This is a genomic window from Variovorax sp. Soil_C_17, assembly GCF_057657265.1.
On sequence record NZ_JBDGIT010000002.1, the window covers coordinates 292,517 to 310,889 of the forward strand.

The 18,373-nt window shown below is 68.5% G+C and carries 14 protein-coding genes and 1 pseudogene; 8 read left to right on the forward strand and 7 right to left on the reverse strand.

What is annotated here, in order from left to right; all coding sequences use genetic code 11:
• The first annotated feature begins 64 nt into the window (after nt 1–64).
• A complete protein-coding gene (locus AC3A6Y_RS10035; RefSeq protein WP_487868079.1) occupies nt 65–1,771 on the forward strand; it encodes a bifunctional protein-serine/threonine kinase/phosphatase in 1,707 nt (568 codons plus the stop codon).
• A 29-nt stretch (nt 1,772–1,800) separates the two neighbouring features.
• Here AC3A6Y_RS10035 and AC3A6Y_RS10040 read toward each other — a convergent pair whose 3' ends face one another.
• Nucleotides 1,801–3,081 carry an MFS transporter gene (locus AC3A6Y_RS10040; RefSeq protein WP_487868080.1) on the reverse strand — a complete coding sequence of 427 codons (1,281 nt, stop codon included), beginning with the start codon at nt 3,079–3,081 and terminating at the stop codon, nt 1,801–1,803.
• A gap of 262 nt (nt 3,082–3,343) precedes the next feature.
• On the opposite strand from AC3A6Y_RS10040, the gene AC3A6Y_RS10045 reads away from it, so the two are divergent.
• Entirely contained in the window at nt 3,344–4,621 is a 1,278-nt protein-coding gene (locus AC3A6Y_RS10045) for an ANTAR domain-containing response regulator (RefSeq protein WP_487868081.1), read from the forward strand.
• Between the two features lie 28 nt (nt 4,622–4,649).
• Here the strand turns inward: AC3A6Y_RS10045 and AC3A6Y_RS10050 are convergent, their stop codons facing one another.
• The 4 genes from AC3A6Y_RS10050 to AC3A6Y_RS10065 all read right to left on the reverse strand — a co-directional run bounded on the left by AC3A6Y_RS10050 (nt 4,650) and on the right by AC3A6Y_RS10065 (nt 9,283).
• The gene (locus tag AC3A6Y_RS10050; RefSeq protein WP_487868082.1) at nt 4,650–5,483 is read right to left on the reverse strand and encodes an ABC transporter ATP-binding protein; all 834 of its coding nucleotides are present in this window, start codon (nt 5,481–5,483) and stop codon (nt 4,650–4,652) included.
• Nucleotides 5,480–6,403, reverse strand: a complete 924-nt coding sequence (ntrB, locus tag AC3A6Y_RS10055) for a nitrate ABC transporter permease (RefSeq protein ID WP_487868083.1) — start codon at nt 6,401–6,403, stop codon at nt 5,480–5,482. Before ntrB ends, AC3A6Y_RS10050 begins: the two co-directional genes overlap by 4 nt.
• 10 nt (nt 6,404–6,413) lie before the next feature.
• A complete protein-coding gene (locus tag AC3A6Y_RS10060; protein ID WP_487868084.1) occupies nt 6,414–7,658 on the reverse strand; it encodes a CmpA/NrtA family ABC transporter substrate-binding protein in 1,245 nt (414 codons plus the stop codon).
• Between the two features lie 335 nt (nt 7,659–7,993).
• Entirely contained in the window at nt 7,994–9,283 is a 1,290-nt protein-coding gene (locus AC3A6Y_RS10065; RefSeq protein ID WP_487868085.1) for a nitrate- and nitrite sensing domain-containing protein, read from the reverse strand.
• Nucleotides 9,284–9,377: 94 nt separating this feature from the next.
• Here AC3A6Y_RS10065 and tsaD point away from each other — a divergent pair, with 94 nt between their 5' ends.
• A complete protein-coding gene (gene tsaD / locus AC3A6Y_RS10070; RefSeq protein ID WP_487868086.1) occupies nt 9,378–10,430 on the forward strand; it encodes a tRNA (adenosine(37)-N6)-threonylcarbamoyltransferase complex transferase subunit TsaD in 1,053 nt (350 codons plus the stop codon).
• On the opposite strand, the gene AC3A6Y_RS10075 is transcribed toward tsaD, so the two are convergent.
• Together AC3A6Y_RS10075 and AC3A6Y_RS10080 are read right to left on the reverse strand one after the other, a co-directional pair.
• Nucleotides 10,375–11,121 carry an alpha/beta hydrolase gene (locus AC3A6Y_RS10075; RefSeq protein WP_487868087.1) on the reverse strand — a complete coding sequence of 249 codons (747 nt, stop codon included), beginning with the start codon at nt 11,119–11,121 and terminating at the stop codon, nt 10,375–10,377. The two genes, tsaD and AC3A6Y_RS10075, sit on opposite strands and share 56 nt — an antisense overlap.
• Before the next feature lie 214 nt (nt 11,122–11,335).
• Nucleotides 11,336–11,707, reverse strand: a complete 372-nt coding sequence (locus tag AC3A6Y_RS10080) for an Hsp20/alpha crystallin family protein (RefSeq protein WP_487868088.1) — start codon at nt 11,705–11,707, stop codon at nt 11,336–11,338.
• A gap of 116 nt (nt 11,708–11,823) precedes the next feature.
• Here AC3A6Y_RS10080 and AC3A6Y_RS10085 point away from each other — a divergent pair, with 116 nt between their 5' ends.
• The 5 genes and pseudogenes from AC3A6Y_RS10085 to AC3A6Y_RS10105 all read left to right on the forward strand — a co-directional run bounded on the left by AC3A6Y_RS10085 (nt 11,824) and on the right by AC3A6Y_RS10105 (nt 18,359).
• Complete coding sequence (locus tag AC3A6Y_RS10085; protein WP_487868089.1) at nt 11,824–13,107, forward strand: branched-chain amino acid ABC transporter substrate-binding protein; 1,284 nt, start codon at nt 11,824–11,826, stop codon at nt 13,105–13,107.
• A gap of 18 nt (nt 13,108–13,125) precedes the next feature.
• Nucleotides 13,126–14,298, forward strand: a pseudogene (locus tag AC3A6Y_RS10090) (pyridoxal phosphate-dependent aminotransferase); the annotation flags it as partial.
• A 203-nt stretch (nt 14,299–14,501) separates the two neighbouring features.
• Entirely contained in the window at nt 14,502–14,768 is a 267-nt protein-coding gene (rpsO, locus tag AC3A6Y_RS10095; protein WP_007837783.1) for a 30S ribosomal protein S15, read from the forward strand.
• A gap of 220 nt (nt 14,769–14,988) precedes the next feature.
• Nucleotides 14,989–17,280 carry a polyribonucleotide nucleotidyltransferase gene (gene pnp / locus AC3A6Y_RS10100; RefSeq protein WP_487868090.1) on the forward strand — a complete coding sequence of 764 codons (2,292 nt, stop codon included), beginning with the start codon at nt 14,989–14,991 and terminating at the stop codon, nt 17,278–17,280.
• An 80-nt stretch (nt 17,281–17,360) separates the two neighbouring features.
• Complete coding sequence (locus AC3A6Y_RS10105; RefSeq protein ID WP_487868091.1) at nt 17,361–18,359, forward strand: NAD(P)H-quinone oxidoreductase; 999 nt, start codon at nt 17,361–17,363, stop codon at nt 18,357–18,359.
• Nucleotides 18,360–18,373 lie beyond the last annotated feature (14 nt).

Sequence of the window (18,373 nt, forward strand, 5' to 3'; positions counted from 1 at the left end):
GGGGTGGACCTTTCTGGACTCAAGCAAAGGAGGAACTCGTGGCTTGCATGGACAATGCCGCGCCATGAGCTTCGAGGTTGAAATCGGCTACAGCAGCCATCGCGGGCCGCGCCCGCAGAACGAGGACTTCGCCGGTGCGGTGCATGCGCCCCGCGGGGAGGAGTCGCGCGGCCTGATCGCGGCGATCGCCGACGGCGTCTCTTCCGGCGGCCACGGACTGGAGGCGGCGCAGACCACGGTCATCGGCTTGCTGGGCGATTACTTCGCGACGCCGGACACCTGGGAGCCGACGGTGGCCATGGACCGCCTGATCGCCGCCCAGAACGCCTGGCTGGCCGACCACAACCGGCGCCGCCGCCACGACGGCGCCATGACCACGCTCACGGCGCTGGCCCTGCACGGCCAGAGCTACACGCTGGCCCACGTGGGCGACACGCGCGCCTGGCGCGTGCGCCGGGGCGAGGGCGCGGCCACGCCGCTGACCGTCGACCACGCGCTGGACCATCCGGACCTGCGCAGCCGCCTGACGCGCGCCGTGGGCCTCGACGATCACGTGCGCGTCGACTACCTGCAGGGCGAGCTGCGGGTGGGCGACTGCTTCGTGCTCAGCACCGACGGGGTGCATGGCGTGCTGAAGCCGGCGCGCGTCGCCGAGATCGCGCTGGCCGCCGGCGCGCAGCAGGCCAGCGATGCGCTGGTCGACGCCGCGATCGCCGCCGGCACCCGCGACAACGCCACGGCCCTGGTCATTCGCGTGCTGGGCCTGGACGCGCGCCAGCTGCACGACGAGCTGGGCGATGCGCGCCGCCTGGCGCCGCCCGTTGCGCTGAAGGTGGGCGATGTGCTGGACGGCTACGCCATCACCGCGCTGGTCGCCGACACCGGCGTGCACCGGCTGTACCAGGCCCGCGATGCACAGACCCGCGCGCTGGTGGCGATCAAGACGCTGCACCCTTCGCGCGCCAGCGACCCCGAGGAACGCGCCATGCTCGCGCACGAGGCCTGGCTGGGCCTGCGGGTGGGCGCGCGCGGCGAGCCCGGCTTCGTGCGCGTGCACGAGCGCGGCGACGACGCCAGCGCGCTCTACACCGTGTTCGACTGGCATGGCGGCCGCACCATCGAGCAGATGCTGCGCGCGGGCGCCCGCCCGAGCGTCGCGCAGGTGGTCGAGGCCGCGACGCAGATCTGCAAGGCGCTGGGCCGGCTGCACCGCCACGGCGTGGTGCACCGGGACATCAAGCCCGGCAACCTGCACCTGGGCGAGGACGGGCACTGGCGCATCCTCGACCTGGGCGTGGCGCTGTCCGGCCGCGAAGGCGCGGCGCAGCGCGAGCTGCACGCCGGCACGCCCAGCTTCATGAATCCGGAACAGTGGGAGGGCGCCTTGCCCGATGCGGGCAGCGACCTGTTCGCGCTGGGCGTGGTGTTGTACCAATGGCTGTGCGGGCGCCTGCCCTACGGCGAGATCGAGCCCTACCAGGGCGCGCGCTACCGGCGCGACCCGGTTGCCCTGTCGCGCATTCGCCCCGACGTGCCGATGTGGCTCGACCACCTGGTGCGCAAGGCGGTGGCGCGCGACCAGCGGCAGCGCTTCGAGACTGCCGAGGAGATGCTGCTCGCGCTGGAGCGTGGCGCCGCCCGCCCGGTCGGCGCGCCGGCCGCCACGCCGCTCGCACGACGCGACCCGGCCCTGCTGTGGAAGCTCGGGCTGGCCGCGTCGCTGCTCTTCAACGCGCTGCTCGTCTACTGGCTGCTGTTCCTGCCGCGCTGAGCGCGAGAGGGGGCGGGGGCGGGGCATGGTCATGACCGTCCTGCGCTGCGGCGCATGGGGCGCACGGGCCGATCGGCCTCGTGGTTCGCGGCGTGCGGCGCCGTGCGCGCGCGTCCGCCTTTTTCCGCCCAGGTGCGCGTCCAGCGGATCTGCATGACCCGCATCACGCCCAGCATCACGAGGGCGAGCACCGCGAACAGCACGAATCCCCAGGTGTAGCTGCCGAGGTATTGCTTCGACAGGCCCATCGCATTGGGCACCAAACCGCCGCCCAGGGCGCCGATCTCGCCGATCATCGAGCCGGCCACCGCCGTGGTGGTGGGCCAGCGCAGCGGAACCAGCTGGAACAGCGCGCCGTTGCCCGCACCCAGCGCAGCGAAGCAGACGATCAGCAGCAGGGTGGTCAGCGCGAGCGAGCTCGACGTGAAGCCGATCAGCGCCAGCGTGACGGCCGACACCCCCAGCACCAGCGTCAGCGTGTTGACGCCGCCCCAGCGGTCGGAGATCCAGCCGCCCATCACGCGCACCGCGGCGCCCATGAAGGCCGCCAGCATCGTCAGCTGCCCCGCCTGCACCTTGCTCACGCCGAACTGGTCGTAGTAGTAGGAAGGCAGGAAGGTGATGAGGCCGATGAAGCCGCCGAAGGTGATGCCGTAGATCAGGCTGAAGGCCCAGCCGTCCTTCTCGAACAGGCAGGCCATGTGCTCGCGCAGGCTGGCGTGGCTGTCGACGTCCGGCGGCTCCTGCGCGAAGAGCGCCATCACCGCCATCGGGACCAGGATGGCCACCGCCGCCACACCGTAGACGGCCTGCCAGCCGAGCCACTGCGCCAGCGGCGGCGCGACCAGCACCGACAGCGCCGTGCCCACGTTGCCCGCGCCCACCAGGCCCATCGCCAGGCCCTTGTTCTGCGGCGGGAAGGAGCCCGAGCCCAGCGACAGGGCCACGCCGAAGCTGGCGCCGGCGATGCCCAGCAGCACGCCCATCGCCAGCAGGTCGTTGAAGCTGTGCACCATGAAGAAGCCGAACAGCATCGCCACCGCGATCAGGCCCATCTCCACCAGCGTGGCGTTCTTGCGGCCGATGTACTGCGACAGGATGCCCAGCGGGAATCGCATCAGCGCGCCCGCGATGATCGGAATCGACAGCATCAGTCCCTTCTGCGCGGGGGTGAGCTGGAAGGTCTCGCTGATGAAGGGCGCCATCGCGCCGTTCAGCACCCAGATGCAGCACGAGAACATGAAGTAGAAAAATGCCGCGAAGAGGGTGGGTGCGTGCCCGGAGCGCAGGAAGGACTTGAAGCTGGACATGGCGTTGCAGTGGCGATGGCTGTGCGAAAGGCACCCGCTCGGCCGTGGCGCGGCCGCGTGGATGGGCGATGAAAGGGGGGTGTCCCGCCGGGAACCGGCTGGAGGGACTGGCGGTGATGGAGCCCCTGCCGGGACCCGGCCCGGCGCACCGGCCGGGAACTTCACCAAAGCGGTGCTTCGTTACACCACGACGTGGATCACGCAATTCGCGTGCCAGCCGCCGGCCCGCTATGCTGCGATCGCCCGAAAAGCTGTACCTCCCATGAATCGACTCCTGCTCGTTTTGCCCGACCTGGCTGCCGATGCGCCGCCCGAAGCCCTGCGTCAGCTCCTGGCGGACGCCGATGCGGCAGCCATCGGATGGGCCACCTGCGACACGATGGTGCAGGAGGCTGCCTTGCTCGCGCCGCAGCAGGTGCTGGTCCACCAGCCGGCATCGATCCCCGACCTGCAGGCCGCGCTGCGGGCCTGGGCCGGCGCGCCGCCGCTGTCGGTCGTCGTGGCCAGCAAGCCACTGCCGCCGCAGGTGCATGAAGAACTCGTCGCGCTGGGCGTACAAGCCTGGTCGTGCGCCGACAGCCTGGATGCGTCCACCCTGCGCGCCGTGCTCGCGCGTGCGCAGGCGCGCTGGCAGCGCGAGGCGGCGCTGCGCGACACGCTGGCGCGATCGCTCGCGCACCTGGACGAGCGCAAGTGGGTGGACCGCGCCAAGGGACTTCTGATGACGGCACGCGGCATCGGCGAGGACGCCGCCTTCGGGCTCTTGCGGGGCGCGGCGATGCATGCCAACTTGCGCGTCGGCGAGCTCTCGCGTTCGGTTGTCGAGGCCGCGCAGTGGGCCGAGGCCATCAACCGCGCCGGCCAGCTGCGCATGCTCTCGCAGCGGCTGGTGCGCCTGGCGGCACAGGGGCTGGCGGGCGTGGATGCGCGCCGCAGCCGCACGCTGCGCAGCGAGTCGGTCACACGGGTCAAGGACAACCTCGCTCATCTCGCCGGCCTCCCGCTGGATGCGACCAGCACGCAGGCGCTGGGCGCGGTGCGCTCGGCCTGGGAGGCCCTGGATGCCGCGCTGGCGGCGCGGCCCGGACCTGCGGCGCTGACCGTCATCGATGCCAGTGCCGAGGCCTTGCTGAACGCCGCCGAGGCGCTGACGGACGTGCTGGAGTCCTCGGCCGGCCGGCGAGCGCTGCGCATCGTCAATCTCTGCGGCCGGCAACGCATGCGGGCGCAGCGCCTGGCCAAGGACGCGCTGCTCGCCTCGATGCTGCCGGAGGGCGCATGGAGCGCCCGATTGGCGTCGACGATGGACGCCTTCGAGGCCTCGCTGCTGGAGCTGGAACGTGCGCCGCTGAGCTCGCCCGAGATCCGCGCGGCGCTCAGCGGCGCGCGCGACGAGTGGCTGCGGCTGGTGCGTGGCGTGCGCCAGGCCGACCGGGCCGAGGGACGCGCCGACCTGGTGCGCGCCACGGAGGTGCTCGCCGATACCTTCGACCGGCTCACCGCCTCGTACGAACACAGTCTGCAGGTCATCATGTCCTGAGCCGGTGTCCGGCGGTCGGCAGTGCGGGTCAGGCCGCCGCCTTCTCCACGTGCGCTTGCCGCGTGTAGAGGAAGTCGATCACGGCTTTGCGGGCGTGGACGTAGACCGGGTCTTCCGCCAGCGCCACGCGGTCGCGCGGGCGCGGCAGGTCCACCGCCAGCACCTCACCGATGGTGGCGGCGGGGCCGTTGGTGAGCATCACGATGCGGTCGGATAAGAGCACCGCTTCATCCACGTCGTGCGTGACCATGACCACCGTGCTGCGCGTCTTCGCGACGATGGCCAGCAGTTCGTCCTGCAGCTTGGCGCGGGTGAGCGCGTCGAGCGCGCCGAAGGGCTCGTCCATCAGCAGCACCTTGGGTTCCATCGACAGGGCGCGGGCGATGCCCACGCGCTGCTTCATGCCGCCCGAGATCTCGCCGGGGCGTTTCTGTGCCGCGGGCGTGAGGCCGACCAGCGCCAGCGCCGCTTCGGTGCGCGCCTTGAGCTGCGCCCTGTTCTCGGTGGCCGAGAACACGCGCTCCACCGCGAGGTAGACGTTCTCGTAGCAGCTGAGCCAGGGCAGCAGCGAGTGGTTCTGGAACACCACGGCGCGCTCCGGGCCAGGGCCCGTGATCTCGCGGTTGGCGCACAGCAGCGCACCTTGGGTGGGCGTGCTCAGCCCGGCGATCAGGTTCAGCAGCGTCGACTTGCCGCAGCCCGAGTGCCCGATCAGCGTGATGAACTCGCCCTTGGCAACGTGCAGGTCGATGTCGCGCAGTGCCAGGAAGCTGCCCTTGGGCGTCTTGAAGCGCTGCTCCACCCCCTCGATCTGGATGTATTTCATGGTGGACCGATCGTCCTGAGCTTGTTGCAAGGTCATGCCTTCACCTCTTCGAATGTGAATGCCGTGGCGATCCGGATCAGGGCGAACTCGAGCACCAGCCCGACGATGCCGATCACGAAGATCGCGATGATGATGTTGGCGACGTTGAGGTTGTTCCATTCGTCCCAGACCCAGAAGCCGATGCCGACGCCGCCGGTCAGCATCTCGGCCGCGACGATCACCAGCCAGGCGGTGCCGACCGCCAGGCGAACGCCGGTCAGCATGTAGGGCAGCACGGCGGGGAACAGGATCTTGGTGAGGATCTTCCACTCGGAAAGATTGAGCACCCGCGCCACGTTCATGTAGTCGCTGGGCACGCGCTGCACGCCCACCGCGGTGTTGATGATCATGGGCCAGATCGAGCAGATGAAGATGGTCCAGATGGCGGCCGGGTTGGCGCCCTTGAAGACCAGCAGGCCGATCGGCAGCCAGGCCAGCGGCGAGACCGGGCGCAGCAGGCTGATCAGCGGATTGAACATGCGCGCGAGGAAGCTGAAGCGACCGATCGCGAAGCCGGCCGGAATGCCGACCGCCGCCGCGAGCCCGAAGCCCAGCGCCACGCGCTGCAGCGAGGAGAGCACGTTCCAGCCCACGCCCTGGTCGTTCGGGCCCTTGCTGTAGAAGGGGTCGCTGAACACGGTCAGCGCCTGCTGCCAGACGGTGCCCGGCGAGGGGAAGCCGTTGGTGCTCTTCAATGCGACCAGCTCCCAGATCAGGACCAGCAATGCGAAGCCCAGGATCGGCGGCAGCAGGCGCGACCAGATCCAGCTGAAGTCGCGCGGCGTGCGCGGGATGGGCTCGGGCGCCTGCTGCACGGACGCTGCCGCCGCCACAGGCGCCGGCGCGACGCTCTTCGCGGGTGCGGCGACACGCCCGGAAACGGCTTCGAGGGGGGAGTGAAAGACGGCACTGACCATGGGGTTCTCCTCAGACATTCAGCTTGAAGGAATCGGCGTACTGCTTGGGGTTCTTCCCGTCCCACACCACGCCGTCGATCAGCTTGCTGGTGCGCAGCAGGTCCTTGGGCACCGGAGTCTTGCTGGCCGCCGCGGCCTGCTTGTAGACATCGACGCGGTTGATTTCGGTGGCCACCTTGAGGTAGTCGGGGTGCTCCTTCAGCAGGCCCCAGCGCTTGTGCTGCGTGAGGAACCACATGCCGTCGGACAGGTAGGGGAAGGTCGCCGCCCCGTCGTTGTAGAACTTCATGTGGTTGGGGTCGTCCCAGTTCTTGCCGAGGCCGTTCGTGTAGCGGCCCAGGATGCGCTGGTTGATCGCGTCCACGCTGGTGTTGACGTAGCTCTTGTCGGCGATGGTCTCGGCCATCTTGTTCTTGTTCTGCAGGCCGGTGTCGATCCACTTGCCGGCTTCGAGAATCGCGGCCGTCACCGCACGCGCGGTGTTGGGGTATTTCTTGACGAAATCCGAGGTGGTGCCCAGCACCTTTTCCGGGTGGTCCTTCCAGATGTCCTGCGTGGTCACGGCCGTGATGCCGATGCCATCCATGATCGCGCGCTGGCCCCAGGGCTCGCCGACGCAATAGCCGTCCATGTTGCCCACGCGCATGTTGGCGACCATCTGCGGCGGCGGCACGGTGATGACTTTGGCATCCTTCAAGGGATTGATGCCGTTGGCCGCCATCCAGTAGTAAAGCCACATCGCGTGGGTGCCGGTCGGGAAGGTGTGCGCGAAGGTGTATTCGCCCTTCTCGGCGCGCATGACCTTGGCCAGCGAGGCGCCGTCGACCGCGCCCTTGTCGGCCAGCTTCTTCGACAGCGTGATCGCCTGGCCGTTGTTGTTGAGCGTCATCAGGATGGCCATGTCCTTCTTGGGGCCGGCCGTGCCCAGGTGCACGCCGTAGACCAAGCCGTAGAGCACGTGGGCGAAGTCGAGCTCGCCGTTGACCAGCTTGTCGCGCACGCCGGCCCAGCTGGCTTCCTTGCTCGGCACGATCTTCACGCCGTACTTCTTGTCGATGCCCAGCACCGAGGCCATGACGACGCTGGCGCAGTCGGTCAGCGGGATGAAGCCGATCTTGACTTCCTCCTTCTCGGGCTTGTCGGAGCCCTGGGCCCAGACGGCGGCGCGCAGCGCGGGGTCGAGCCCGACGGCGCCAACGGCGGCGGCCTGCAGGACGCGGCGACGGCTCAGTTTCGGTTTCAGCAGATCGTTCATGGGACGCACTCCGAAGGTGAAAAGACGAGAAGGCAAAAAGCAAAAAGGCGCCCGCACCACGCAGGGGGCCGCTCGTGAACGAGCCCTTGCGGAATGGGGACGCCTTTGTCCGGTTGTGGTGGCCCGCACCCGCCGTTGGATGCCGCCTGCCTGTAGGCCCTTGCGAGCCTGATGCAAGCTCTTCAAAGCAAGGCGCGTGCCAGTGAGCTCGCGCCTTGGGTTGCTATCGAATCAGTAGCGCGAGCGGCCGGCCTGCAAAGGCAGGCGCGGCAGGTCCTTTGCAAGTCTTCTGCTGGCACCCATGTTGTGCGGCGCACCAATTCAGACCGGGATGCTCAGCGCACGGGATCGCTCGGCAGGTACTCCGCCATCGAGAGCACCGATTCGGCCACCTCGACCAGCCGCCGGCCCTGGCTCATCGCGGTCCGGCGCAGCATCTTGTGGGCTTCCTCTTCGCTGAGCCGGCGGTGCGCCATCAGGAGGCCCTTGGCGCGCTCCACCAGCTTGCGCTCGTTGAGTGCGGCGCGGACGGTCTCGAGCTCGTCGCTCATGGCCTGAAGCCGGTGCGACTGTTCCTGCACCATTTCGAGCACCGAGCGTTCCAGCTGGCGGCCGATGGGAGCGGCCGCGGCCAGGGCGCGCGGCGTGCTGCCGTCCCCCTCGGCAGGAGGCAACTCGTCGAAGAAGGCGGCCGCCTCCTGGAGGGGCTCGACCGCCAGCTCGGCGAACAGCGATTCGTGGGCCTGCAGCTCGGCACGGGCGCGCGCCGTTTTCTGCTCGCAGATCAGGCGCAGGTCGGCGGCCAGGCGCTCCTCGATGCCTTGCATCGCATCGATGCGGCGGGAGCAGCAGTCGAACCAGACCTGGCTCAGCTCGGCGTCCAGGTTCACGCCCGCCGGCGCCGCGCAGGCGATGCGCCGCAGGCGTTCCTGCTCGGCCAACTGCGGGGCGGACTGGTTGTTGCGCCAGAGCTCGCGCAGCGCCGGGCCCGAGAAGTCGGCGAAGACCTGGAAGCAGCGCTCCTGCGACTCGATCAGATGCACCCATTGCTGCTGGCGCGCGCCGTCGTTGCGGCCGGAGGCGAAGGCCGCCGCGCCGCAGGCGCGTTCCTGGCCCGCGAACTCCTTGCCCTGCATGAAATTGAACATGGCCACGAGGAGGCGCGAGATCTCCGGATCGGTGGCACCGTCCGCGGCCTCGAACACCACGGCCAGCAGCCCCGCGACCAGCTTGACGAAGGCGGCCGTGGCTTCGGCGGCCGACAGCTCCATCGCGCCGATGCGGCGGCGCAGCTCGGGCAGGGCGTCCAGGCCGGGCAGGACCCAGGCGATGCGGCTGAAGAGGCGCGCGCCGTTGCCGATGCGCACCGCCTCGGTGTCGAGCTGGTCGAAGGTGTTGCGCACGGATGCTTCCGCGCGCAGGCAAACGGCGATCTGCGCTTCACGCTGCGCCGCGAAGCGCCGCCCGCCCGACGCCAGCAGCACGTTCGAGAGGCCACGCTCGCGCTGCAGGGCGTGGACCAGGCCGCCGATGGTGCCGACGAGCGCACTGGTGCGCGCGAGCTGATCGAGTTCGTCGATCTCGCAACGCAGCGCGGCGATCAGGAAACTCAGTCCGGATTTCATCGTGGTGTGGGGCGGGGCGGCGGGCCGGTGGCCCATCCGAAGGACATGCAGCAACAATCGTGCCTCGGCACATCCGCGCCCCTACACTCGTCGCATGCTTGTATTGGGAATCGAATCGTCCTGCGACGAGACCGGCGTGGCCCTGGTCGAGTCGGGCGCCACCGGGCTGCCGCGCCTGGCCGCCCATGCGCTCCACAGCCAGATCGCGATGCACCAGGCCTATGGCGGCGTGGTGCCGGAGCTGGCGAGCCGCGACCACATCCGGCGCGTGCTGCCGCTGGCGCAGCAGGTGCTGTCCGAGGCTGGCCATGGGCTGGCCGACATCGACGTCGTCGCCTACACGCGCGGGCCGGGACTGGCCGGCGCTCTGCTGGTGGGCGCGGGCGTGGCCTGCGCCCTGGCGGCCGCCCTGGGCAAGCCGGTGCTGGGCGTGCATCACCTCGAGGGCCATCTGCTGTCGCCCTTCCTCAGTGCCGACCCACCGGAATTTCCCTTCGTGGCGCTGCTCGTCTCCGGCGGCCACACGCAGTTGATGCGGGTGGACGGGGTGGGGCGCTACCAGCTGCTGGGCGAGACCATCGACGACGCAGCCGGCGAAGCCTTCGACAAAAGCGCCAAGCTGATGGGCCTGCCCTATCCCGGCGGCCCCTGGCTTGCAAAGCTGGCGGAGCAAGGCGATGCCGCCGCCTTCAAGCTGCCGCGGCCGCTGCTGCACAGCGGCGACCTCGATTTCTCCTTTGCGGGGCTCAAGACGGCGGTGCTGACGCAGGCGCGCAAGCTCGGCGATGAGCTGGCGTCGCGCAAGGCCGATCTCGCGGCCTCGACCCAGGCGGCGATCGTCGACGTGCTGCTGAAGAAGTCGCTTGGCGCCCTCGAGCAGAGCGGTCTGAAGCGCCTGGTGGTCGCCGGTGGCGTGGGCGCCAATCGCGAGCTGCGCACGCAGCTGGACGCGGCCTGCGCCAAGCGCGGGGTTCGGGTGCACTACCCCGAGCTGCATTTGTGCACCGACAACGGCGCGATGATCGCGATGGCCGCCGCCATGCGGCTGCAGTCCGGCCTGCAGGCCGCGACGGATCGCTATGCCTTCGACGTCAAGCCGCGATGGCCACTGGCGTCGCTGGATGCGCCGGAGCCGCAGTTCGGCTGAGCGCGCCCTTGCGGCCGCTGCGCGCGGGCAACGGCAGCACGTCGAGCATCTTGCGCCAGAGCTGCGACCACTGCGGCCAATCGTGGCCGCCTTCCGTCGTGAACACGCGACCGGCCGGCAGCGCCTCGGCCAGCAGGCGGTGGTTGGACGCGAAGCGGTCGGCCAGTCCGAAGCCCAGGTACAGCGGGGGCAGCCCCGTGGCAGGCTTGGCGGCGGCGTACTGCTGCAGCCAGGGCCAGAGCTTGCGGTCGACCTCCTGGTCCGGCGGCGGACCTTCGGGGGCTTTCCAGGCGCGCAGGCCGCCGGCCTTGTGGATCTCGGCGCCGAGCGGGCGACGTCCCAGATAGGGCGCCAGCGCCACGATGCCGTCGACGGCGCCGGGCTTGGCCAGTTCGTGAATGAGGGCGCCGAAGCCGCCGATCGAGATGCCGATCAGCCAGAGCGACTTGTAGCCCAGGGCCCGCTGCGGCTGGAGGATGTCGTGGTGCAGCCGCTCGATGAAGGTCTGGTCGTAGTAGTAGGAGACGTCGGCATCGACGAGGAGGGCGTCGGCCGCCAGGTCACGCTCCCGGACTGCGCTGATGAAACCTTCGCGCTCGAACTCTTCAGGCTTCAGGAAAGCGCCCGGCAGGAAGACGAGCAGGGTGTCCGAGCGAGATTCGTTACAGGCAGGTTTCAGGTGCGTTTTCATGGTTGCTTCATCAAGCGCGTGTGACCTCTTGCCGCGTATGCAAGTCGAGCGGACCACTCGCTCAAAACGAGGAAGAAAGCATTGGAAAACGCCACAAATGTGACGTTTTCAAACACATTTTGTGTCCAGGAACGAAAAAGGCCGGCAACAAAAAGTTACCAGCCCCCTTCAGCTTCTTGCGCCTTCAGTGTTTCTGCAACACCTTGGTGTCCGATCAGTTGATCGTCAGCTGGGACACATTGCTGATCGGAACCAGCTTGCCGAGCTTCAGGGTCAGGACGCCGTGCTCGAGCTTGGCTTCGCTGGCTGCGACGTCGATGTCCTGCGGCAGCTCGTAGGCCGCCTTGAACTGGCGCTTGGCGTCGGCCTTGCTCTCGATGCGCACGATGGCACCTTCGATGCCGATCGTGAGGTCTTCACGCGCGAAGCCCGGGACGTCGAGGGTGACGGTCCAGCTCTTGTCGTCCTGCTCGACGTTGAGCGACCGGCGCGTTGCGGAGAACGCGTCGTTGACGAAGCGCTCGAAGCTGCGGTCGTAGGCGCGCGGGGCGAAGCGGGTGGCGCGGAGGGCGGGTTCGAAAAACATGGGAGGACTCCTGAATGAACACAATGGGGACAAGAAGGTGTGTCCCTTACACTGCGCGGCCTTTCAACAGAGCGCCGCTTGCCGTCTCATCTAGGCGCGGCCCCAAGCGTTTCAAGATGAGTCATTCCAGCTTTATTTGCCGCCGCAGGGCCTTGAAATTCGCGGCCGCGACGCTATGCGCGGCGGCGGTGCCCGCGGTACACGCGCAGCCCGCGAGCCCGATCCGGCTGGCGCTGGTCGAGAGCATGAGCGGGCCATTCGCCAACACCGGAGAAGCGGTGTTCCGCAACCTGCTGTGGGCGGTGGAGCGCGTGAATGCGCGCGGCGGCATCAGGCTGCCGGGCGGTGCGCGCTTTCTGCAACTGGACCGCTACGACAGCAAAGGCCAGAACGAGGAAGCCCTTTCGGCGCTGCGCGCTGCGATCGACGACGGTGCGCGCATCGTGCTCCAGGGCAACTCCTCGGCCACGGCTGCGGCGCTGTTGGACGCCATCGAGAAGAACAACGAGCGCGATCTTTCCCGGCGCGTGCTCTTCCTCAATTACTCGGCGGTGGACCCGGTGCTCACCAACGAGCGTTGCAGCTTCTGGCACTTCCGCTTCGACGCCCATGCCGACATGCGCGTCACCGCACTCATGGATGTGATGAAGAACGACGCCGGGCTGAAGCGCGCCTATCTCATCGGCCAGGACTACAGCTTCGGCCAGTCGGTGCTGCGCGAGTCCAAGCGCCAGCTGGCGGCGTTGCGGCCCGATGTGCAGATCGTCGGCGAGGAACTGCACCCGATGGGCCGCGTGAAGGACTTCGCTCCCTACGCGAACAAGATCCTTGCGAGCGGGGCGCAGGCCGTGGTCACGGGCAACTGGGGCAACGACCTCACGCTGCTGGTGAAAGCGGCGCGCGAGGCGGGCTTCAACGGTAGCTTCTATACCTTCTATGGCAATGCGCTCGGCGCGCCGGCGGCCATCGGCGACGCCGGCATCGGACGCGTCGTCGCGGTGGCCGACTGGCTGCCCAATGTGCAGACGCGCGAGTCGGAGAGCTTCTATCGGGCCTTTCGCGACCGCTTCCCCAAGCCGGCCGACGACTACGTGCACATGCGGATGCAACTGCTGGTCGAGGCGCTGGCGCAGGCCCTGGAGCGTGCCGGCAGCACCGAAACCGTGGCCGTCGCCCGGGCGCTCGAGAAGGCCGAGCTCAGCCTGGCCGGACAGAGCGGCCGCATGCGCGCCGCCGATCACCAGTTCCAGCAGTCCCTGGTGGTCGGCGTGATGGACCGGCAGGGCAGCCCCGGCGTCAAGTTCGACGTCGAGGGGTCGGGCTATGGTTTCCGCGTGGTGCGCACCATTCCAGCCGAGCGTGCCGAAATGCCCACCAGCTGCAAGATGCAGCGTCCATGAACCCCGAACAAGGAAAAGCCCAAGATGCGCGAAGCCATCCATAACCTCGAAGCCTCCAAGATCCGCGAGGTCGCCAATGCCGGCATGGGCCGTGCCGACGTGCTGGCCTTCTGGTTCGGCGAAGGCGACGAAGTGACGCCGGAGCCGATCCGCCAGGCGGCCATCGAATCGCTGCAACAAGGTGAAACCTTCTATGCCCACAACCTCGGGCTGCCGGAGCTGCGCGAGGCCGTCGCTCGCTACATGAGCGGGCTGCACCCCGCCGTCGACGCCGCGCGCATCGCCATCACCTCGGGGGGCGTGAGCGCCCTGATGCTGGCGGTGCAGGCGCTGGTCGATGCCGGGGACGAGGTGGTGGCGGTTACCCCGGTGTGGCCCAACCTGACGGCGCAGCCGGCGATTCTGGGGGCGCGCGTGCGCAGCGTGTCGTTGGTACCGCGTGCCGGGCAGTGGACGCTCGACCTCGACGCGCTGCGCGCGGCCGTGACGGCGGCGACGAAGCTGCTGGTCATCAATGCGCCCAACAACCCGACCGGCTGGACGCTGACGCGCGCCGAGCAGCAGGCGATCCTCGACCATTGCAGGGGCACCGGCACCTGGATCCTGGCCGACGAGGTGTACGAGCGGCTTTACTTTGAGCCGACACCCGGCGGATGCGCGCCGAGCTTCCTCGACGTGTCGGCGCCGGACGACCGCCTCGTCGTGGTCCACAGCTTCTCCAAGAGCTTCCTCATGACCGGCTGGCGCCTGGGCTGGCTGGTCCTGCCGCCTTCATTGGTGGAGGGCATGGGCAAGCTGATCGAATTCAACACCTCCTGCACCAGCGTGTTCACCCAGCGCGCGGGCATCGCGGCACTGGCGCACAGCGCGGAGATCACGCCGCGCGTGGTCGCCCACCTGAAGGCCTGCCGTGACACCCTGGTGCCTCTGCTGGCCGAGCTTCCCGGCGTGCAGGTCGCGCCGGCGCGCGGCGGCATGTATGCCTTCTTCCGCCTGGAGGGCTTCGACGACTCGCTCGCGCTGGCCAAGCGCCTGGTGGCCGAGGCCGGGCTCGGCCTCGCGCCCGGCAACGCCTTCGCCCCGCAGGCGCAGGGCTGGCTGCGCTGGTGCTTCGCCTCCCGGGACCCGCAGCGGCTCGTGCAGGGCGAGGAGCGGCTGAGGGGATGGCTGGCGGCGCAGTCCGGGGGCTGAGAAGCCGAGGGGCCTAGGGGCTGCAGCCGGCCTCGGCCGCAGGCTCGCTGGACTCGGGGCGCACCGCCCGGCTGTCGGCCGGCCACGGGCCCGCTCGAGTCGCCGATGTATAATCCCAAGGCTTTGCATGCCGCAAGGCGCACGGCAAGTGCAGTTCCAGCGCTGGCCGCAAGTCAAACATCCCGGAACAGGAAACACACCGCATGATCGCAGCCTCCATCAAGGCCGAAGTTGTCAAGGACAACGCCCGCGCCGCCAACGACACCGGCAGCCCCGAAGTGCAAGTCGCACTGCTGACCGCCCGCATCAACGAACTCACCCCGCACTTCAAGACGCACGCCAAGGACCACCACGGTCGCCGCGGCCTGCTGCGCATGGTGAGCCGCCGCCGCAAGCTGCTCGACTATCTGAAGTCGAAGGACGCCGACCGTTACACCGCGCTGATCGCCAAGCTGGGTCTGCGCAAGTAAGCTGATTCGCATGAAGGAACGCCTGGGTTAGTCCGCTAGCTCAGGCGTTTTTTACTTCCGCGAATCGAACCAGGAGTGCCGTACAGAGCGAAGCTGTGTCATTCCAATGGAGTTCTCCCCGAGCTTCCCTGGAATGGCATCGTGTTCTGAAAAGCGCTCCATCCCCGCGGAACCTGCGACCGCCGCAGGCCGATCCGCCCACAAGAAACAGGAGCTAGACATGAGCCTCTTCAACAAAGTCACCAAGACCTTCCAGTGGGGCGACAAGACCGTCGTCATGGAAACCGGCGAAATCGCCCGCCAGGCCAGCGGCGCCGTCGTGGTCGACATCGACGGCACCGTCGTGCTGGCGACCGTGGTGGCCTCCAAGTCCGCCAAGCCGGGCCAGGACTTCTTTCCGCTGACGGTCGACTACATCGAGAAGACCTACGCCGCCGGCAAGATCCCCGGCAGCTTCTTCAAGCGCGAAGCCAAGCCCAGCGAGCTCGAGACCCTGACTTCGCGCCTGATCGACCGCCCGATCCGCCCGCTGTTCCCGGAGGGCTTCCTGAACGAGGTGCACGTGGTGATCCACACGCTCTCGCTCAACCCTGAAGTCGATGCCGACATCGCCGCCATGATCGGCGTGAGCGCCGCGCTGTCGATTTCCGGCATCCCCTTCAACGGCCCGATCGGTGCCGCGCGCGTGGGCTATATCAACGGCCAGTACGTGCTGAACCCGGGCCAGACCGCGCGCAAGGAGTCGCAGATGGATCTGGTCGTCGCCGGCACCGAAGCGGCCGTGCTGATGGTCGAGTCCGAAGCGCTGCAATTGAGCGAGGAAATCATGCTCGGCGGCGTGGTGTTCGGCCATGAGCAATCGGCCATTGCGATCAACGCCATCCACGAATTGGTGCGCGAAGCCGGCAAGCCGGTTTGGGACTGGCAGCCGCCGGCCGAGGACGAGGCCCTCGTCGCCAAGGTCACGGGCCTGGGCGAGGAAAAGCTGCGCGCCGCCTACCAGATCCGCAGCAAGCAGGCCCGTACGCAGGCCCTGCGCGAAGCCAACGCGAGCGTGATGGAGTCGCTCAAGGAAAGCGGCGAGGCTTTCGACGCAGGCAAGGTCAGTGACCTGCTGTTCGCCATCGAGTCGAAGATCGTGCGCAGCCAGATCCTGTCGGGCGAGCCGCGCATCGATGGCCGCGACACCCGCACCGTGCGCCCCATCGAGATCCGCAATGGCGTGCTGCCCCGCACCCACGGCTCGGCCCTGTTCACGCGCGGCGAGACGCAGGCGATGGTGGTGACCACGCTGGGCACCGAGCGCGACGCGCAGCGCATCGATGCGCTGGCCGGCGAGTACGAAGACCGCTTCCTGTTCCACTACAACATGCCTCCCTTCGCGACCGGCGAAACGGGCCGCATGGGCTCCACCAAGCGCCGTGAAGTCGGTCATGGCCGGCTTGCCAAGCGTGCCCTGGTGGCTTGCCTGCCGACCAAGGAAGAGTTTCCCTACACCATCCGCGTGGTGTCGGAGATCACCGAGTCGAACGGCTCCTCGTCGATGGCCTCGGTCTGCGGCGGCTGCCTTTCGATGATGGATGCCGGTGTTCCGATGAAGGCGCACGTGGCCGGCATCGCCATGGGCCTGATCAAGGAAGACAACCGCTTCGCCGTGCTGACCGACATCCTCGGCGACGAGGACCACCTGGGCGACATGGACTTCAAGGTGGCCGGCACGACCAACGGCATCACGGCGCTGCAGATGGACATCAAGATCCAGGGCATCACCAAGGAGATCATGCAGGTCGCCCTGGCCCAGGCCAAAGAAGCGCGCATGCACATCCTGGGCAAGATGCAGGAAGCGATGGGCGAGGCCAAGGCCGAGGTGTCCAGCTTCGCGCCGCGCCTGTTCACGATGAAGATCAATCCCGAGAAGATCCGCGACGTGATCGGCAAGGGCGGCTCGGTGATCCGCGCGCTGACTGAAGAGACCGGCACCCAGATCAACATCGACGAGGACGGCACCATCACGATCGCCTCGACCGATCCGGCCAAGGCCGAGGAGGCCAAGAAGCGCATCGAGCAGATCACGGCGGAAGTCGAGATCGGCAAGATCTACGAAGGCCCGGTCACCAAGATCCTGGACTTCGGCGCGCTGATCAACCTGCTGCCCGGCAAGGACGGCCTGCTGCACATCAGCCAGATCGCGCACGAGCGCGTCGAGAAGGTGACCGACTACCTGAGCGAAGGCCAGATCGTGAAGGTCAAGGTGCTCGAGACCGACGACAAGGGCCGCGTCAAGCTGTCCATGAAAGCGCTGACCGAGCGTCCGGCCGGCATGGAGTACAGCGAGCGTCCGCCGCGCGAGGAGCGTGGCGAGCGTCGTGACCGCGGCGACCGTGGCGATCGGCCGCCCCGTGGCGAGCGCGCACCGCGGGCCGAGAACGCCGAGCCGGCGGGCGAGCAGGCCTTGGCGGTCGAGCAGGACTCGCGTCCGCACGAGCCCAACGGCGGCGACCGCCAGGCTTGAGAGGCGAGGGCGGGGACGCCCTTGCCGTCGTTCAACCCTGCGTCCGCCCGTGAGGGCGGGTGTTTTCAGCCGAGAAAAGCATGAAAGCCATTGAAATCACTTCCTTCGGCGCACCCGAGGTGCTGCGCGAGGCCGAGCGGCCGGCGCCGGTGGCCGGTGCGGGCGAGGTGCTGATCCGCGTGGCCGCCAGCGGCGTGAACCGCCCCGACGTGCTGCAACGCACCGGCAACTACCCGGTGCCGCCGGGCGCCTCGGACCTCCCGGGCCTCGAGGTCGCCGGTGAGATCGTCTCGGGCGATGCCGCGGCCATGAAGGAAGCCGGCTTCGCGGTCGGCGACCGTGTGTGCGCGTTGATTGCGGGCGGCGGTTATGCCGAGCTCTGCGTGGCCCCTGTCGTCCAGTGCCTGCCGGTGCCCAAGGGCTGGAGCGATGCCGAGGCGGCCTCGCTGCCCGAGACCTTCTTCACCGTGTGGAGCAACGTGTTCGACCGCGGCCGCCTGCAGAAGGGCGAGACCCTGCTGATCCAGGGTGGCACGAGCGGCATCGGCGTGACCGCGATCCAGCTCGGCAAGGCCTTCGGGGCGACGGTGATCGCGACCGCGGGCAGCGACGAGAAGTGCGAAGCCTGCAGAAAGCTCGGCGCCGACCATGCGATCAACTACAAGACCGCCGACTTCGCCGAGGAGGCCAAGCGCCTGACCGGCGGCAAGGGCGTCGACGTCATCCTCGACATGGTGGCCGGCGCGTATGCGCCGCGCGAGGTCGAATGCCTGGCCGAGGATGGCCGGCTCGTGATCATCGCGGTGCAGGGCGGCACCAAGAGCGAATTCAATGCGGGCCTGGTGCTGCGCCGGCGGCTGACCATCACCGGCTCGACGCTGCGGCCACGGCCGATCGCCTTCAAGGGCGCGATCGCCAAGTCCCTGCGCGAGAAGGTGTGGCCGCTGCTCGAGAGCGGTGCCGTCAAGCCCGTGATCCACAGCGCGTTCGCGGCGGGCGGCGAGCCCAGCGGCGCCGCGCAGGCCCATGCGCTGATGGAAACGAACCAGCACATCGGCAAGATCGTGCTGACCTGGTGAACGACGGAAATAAC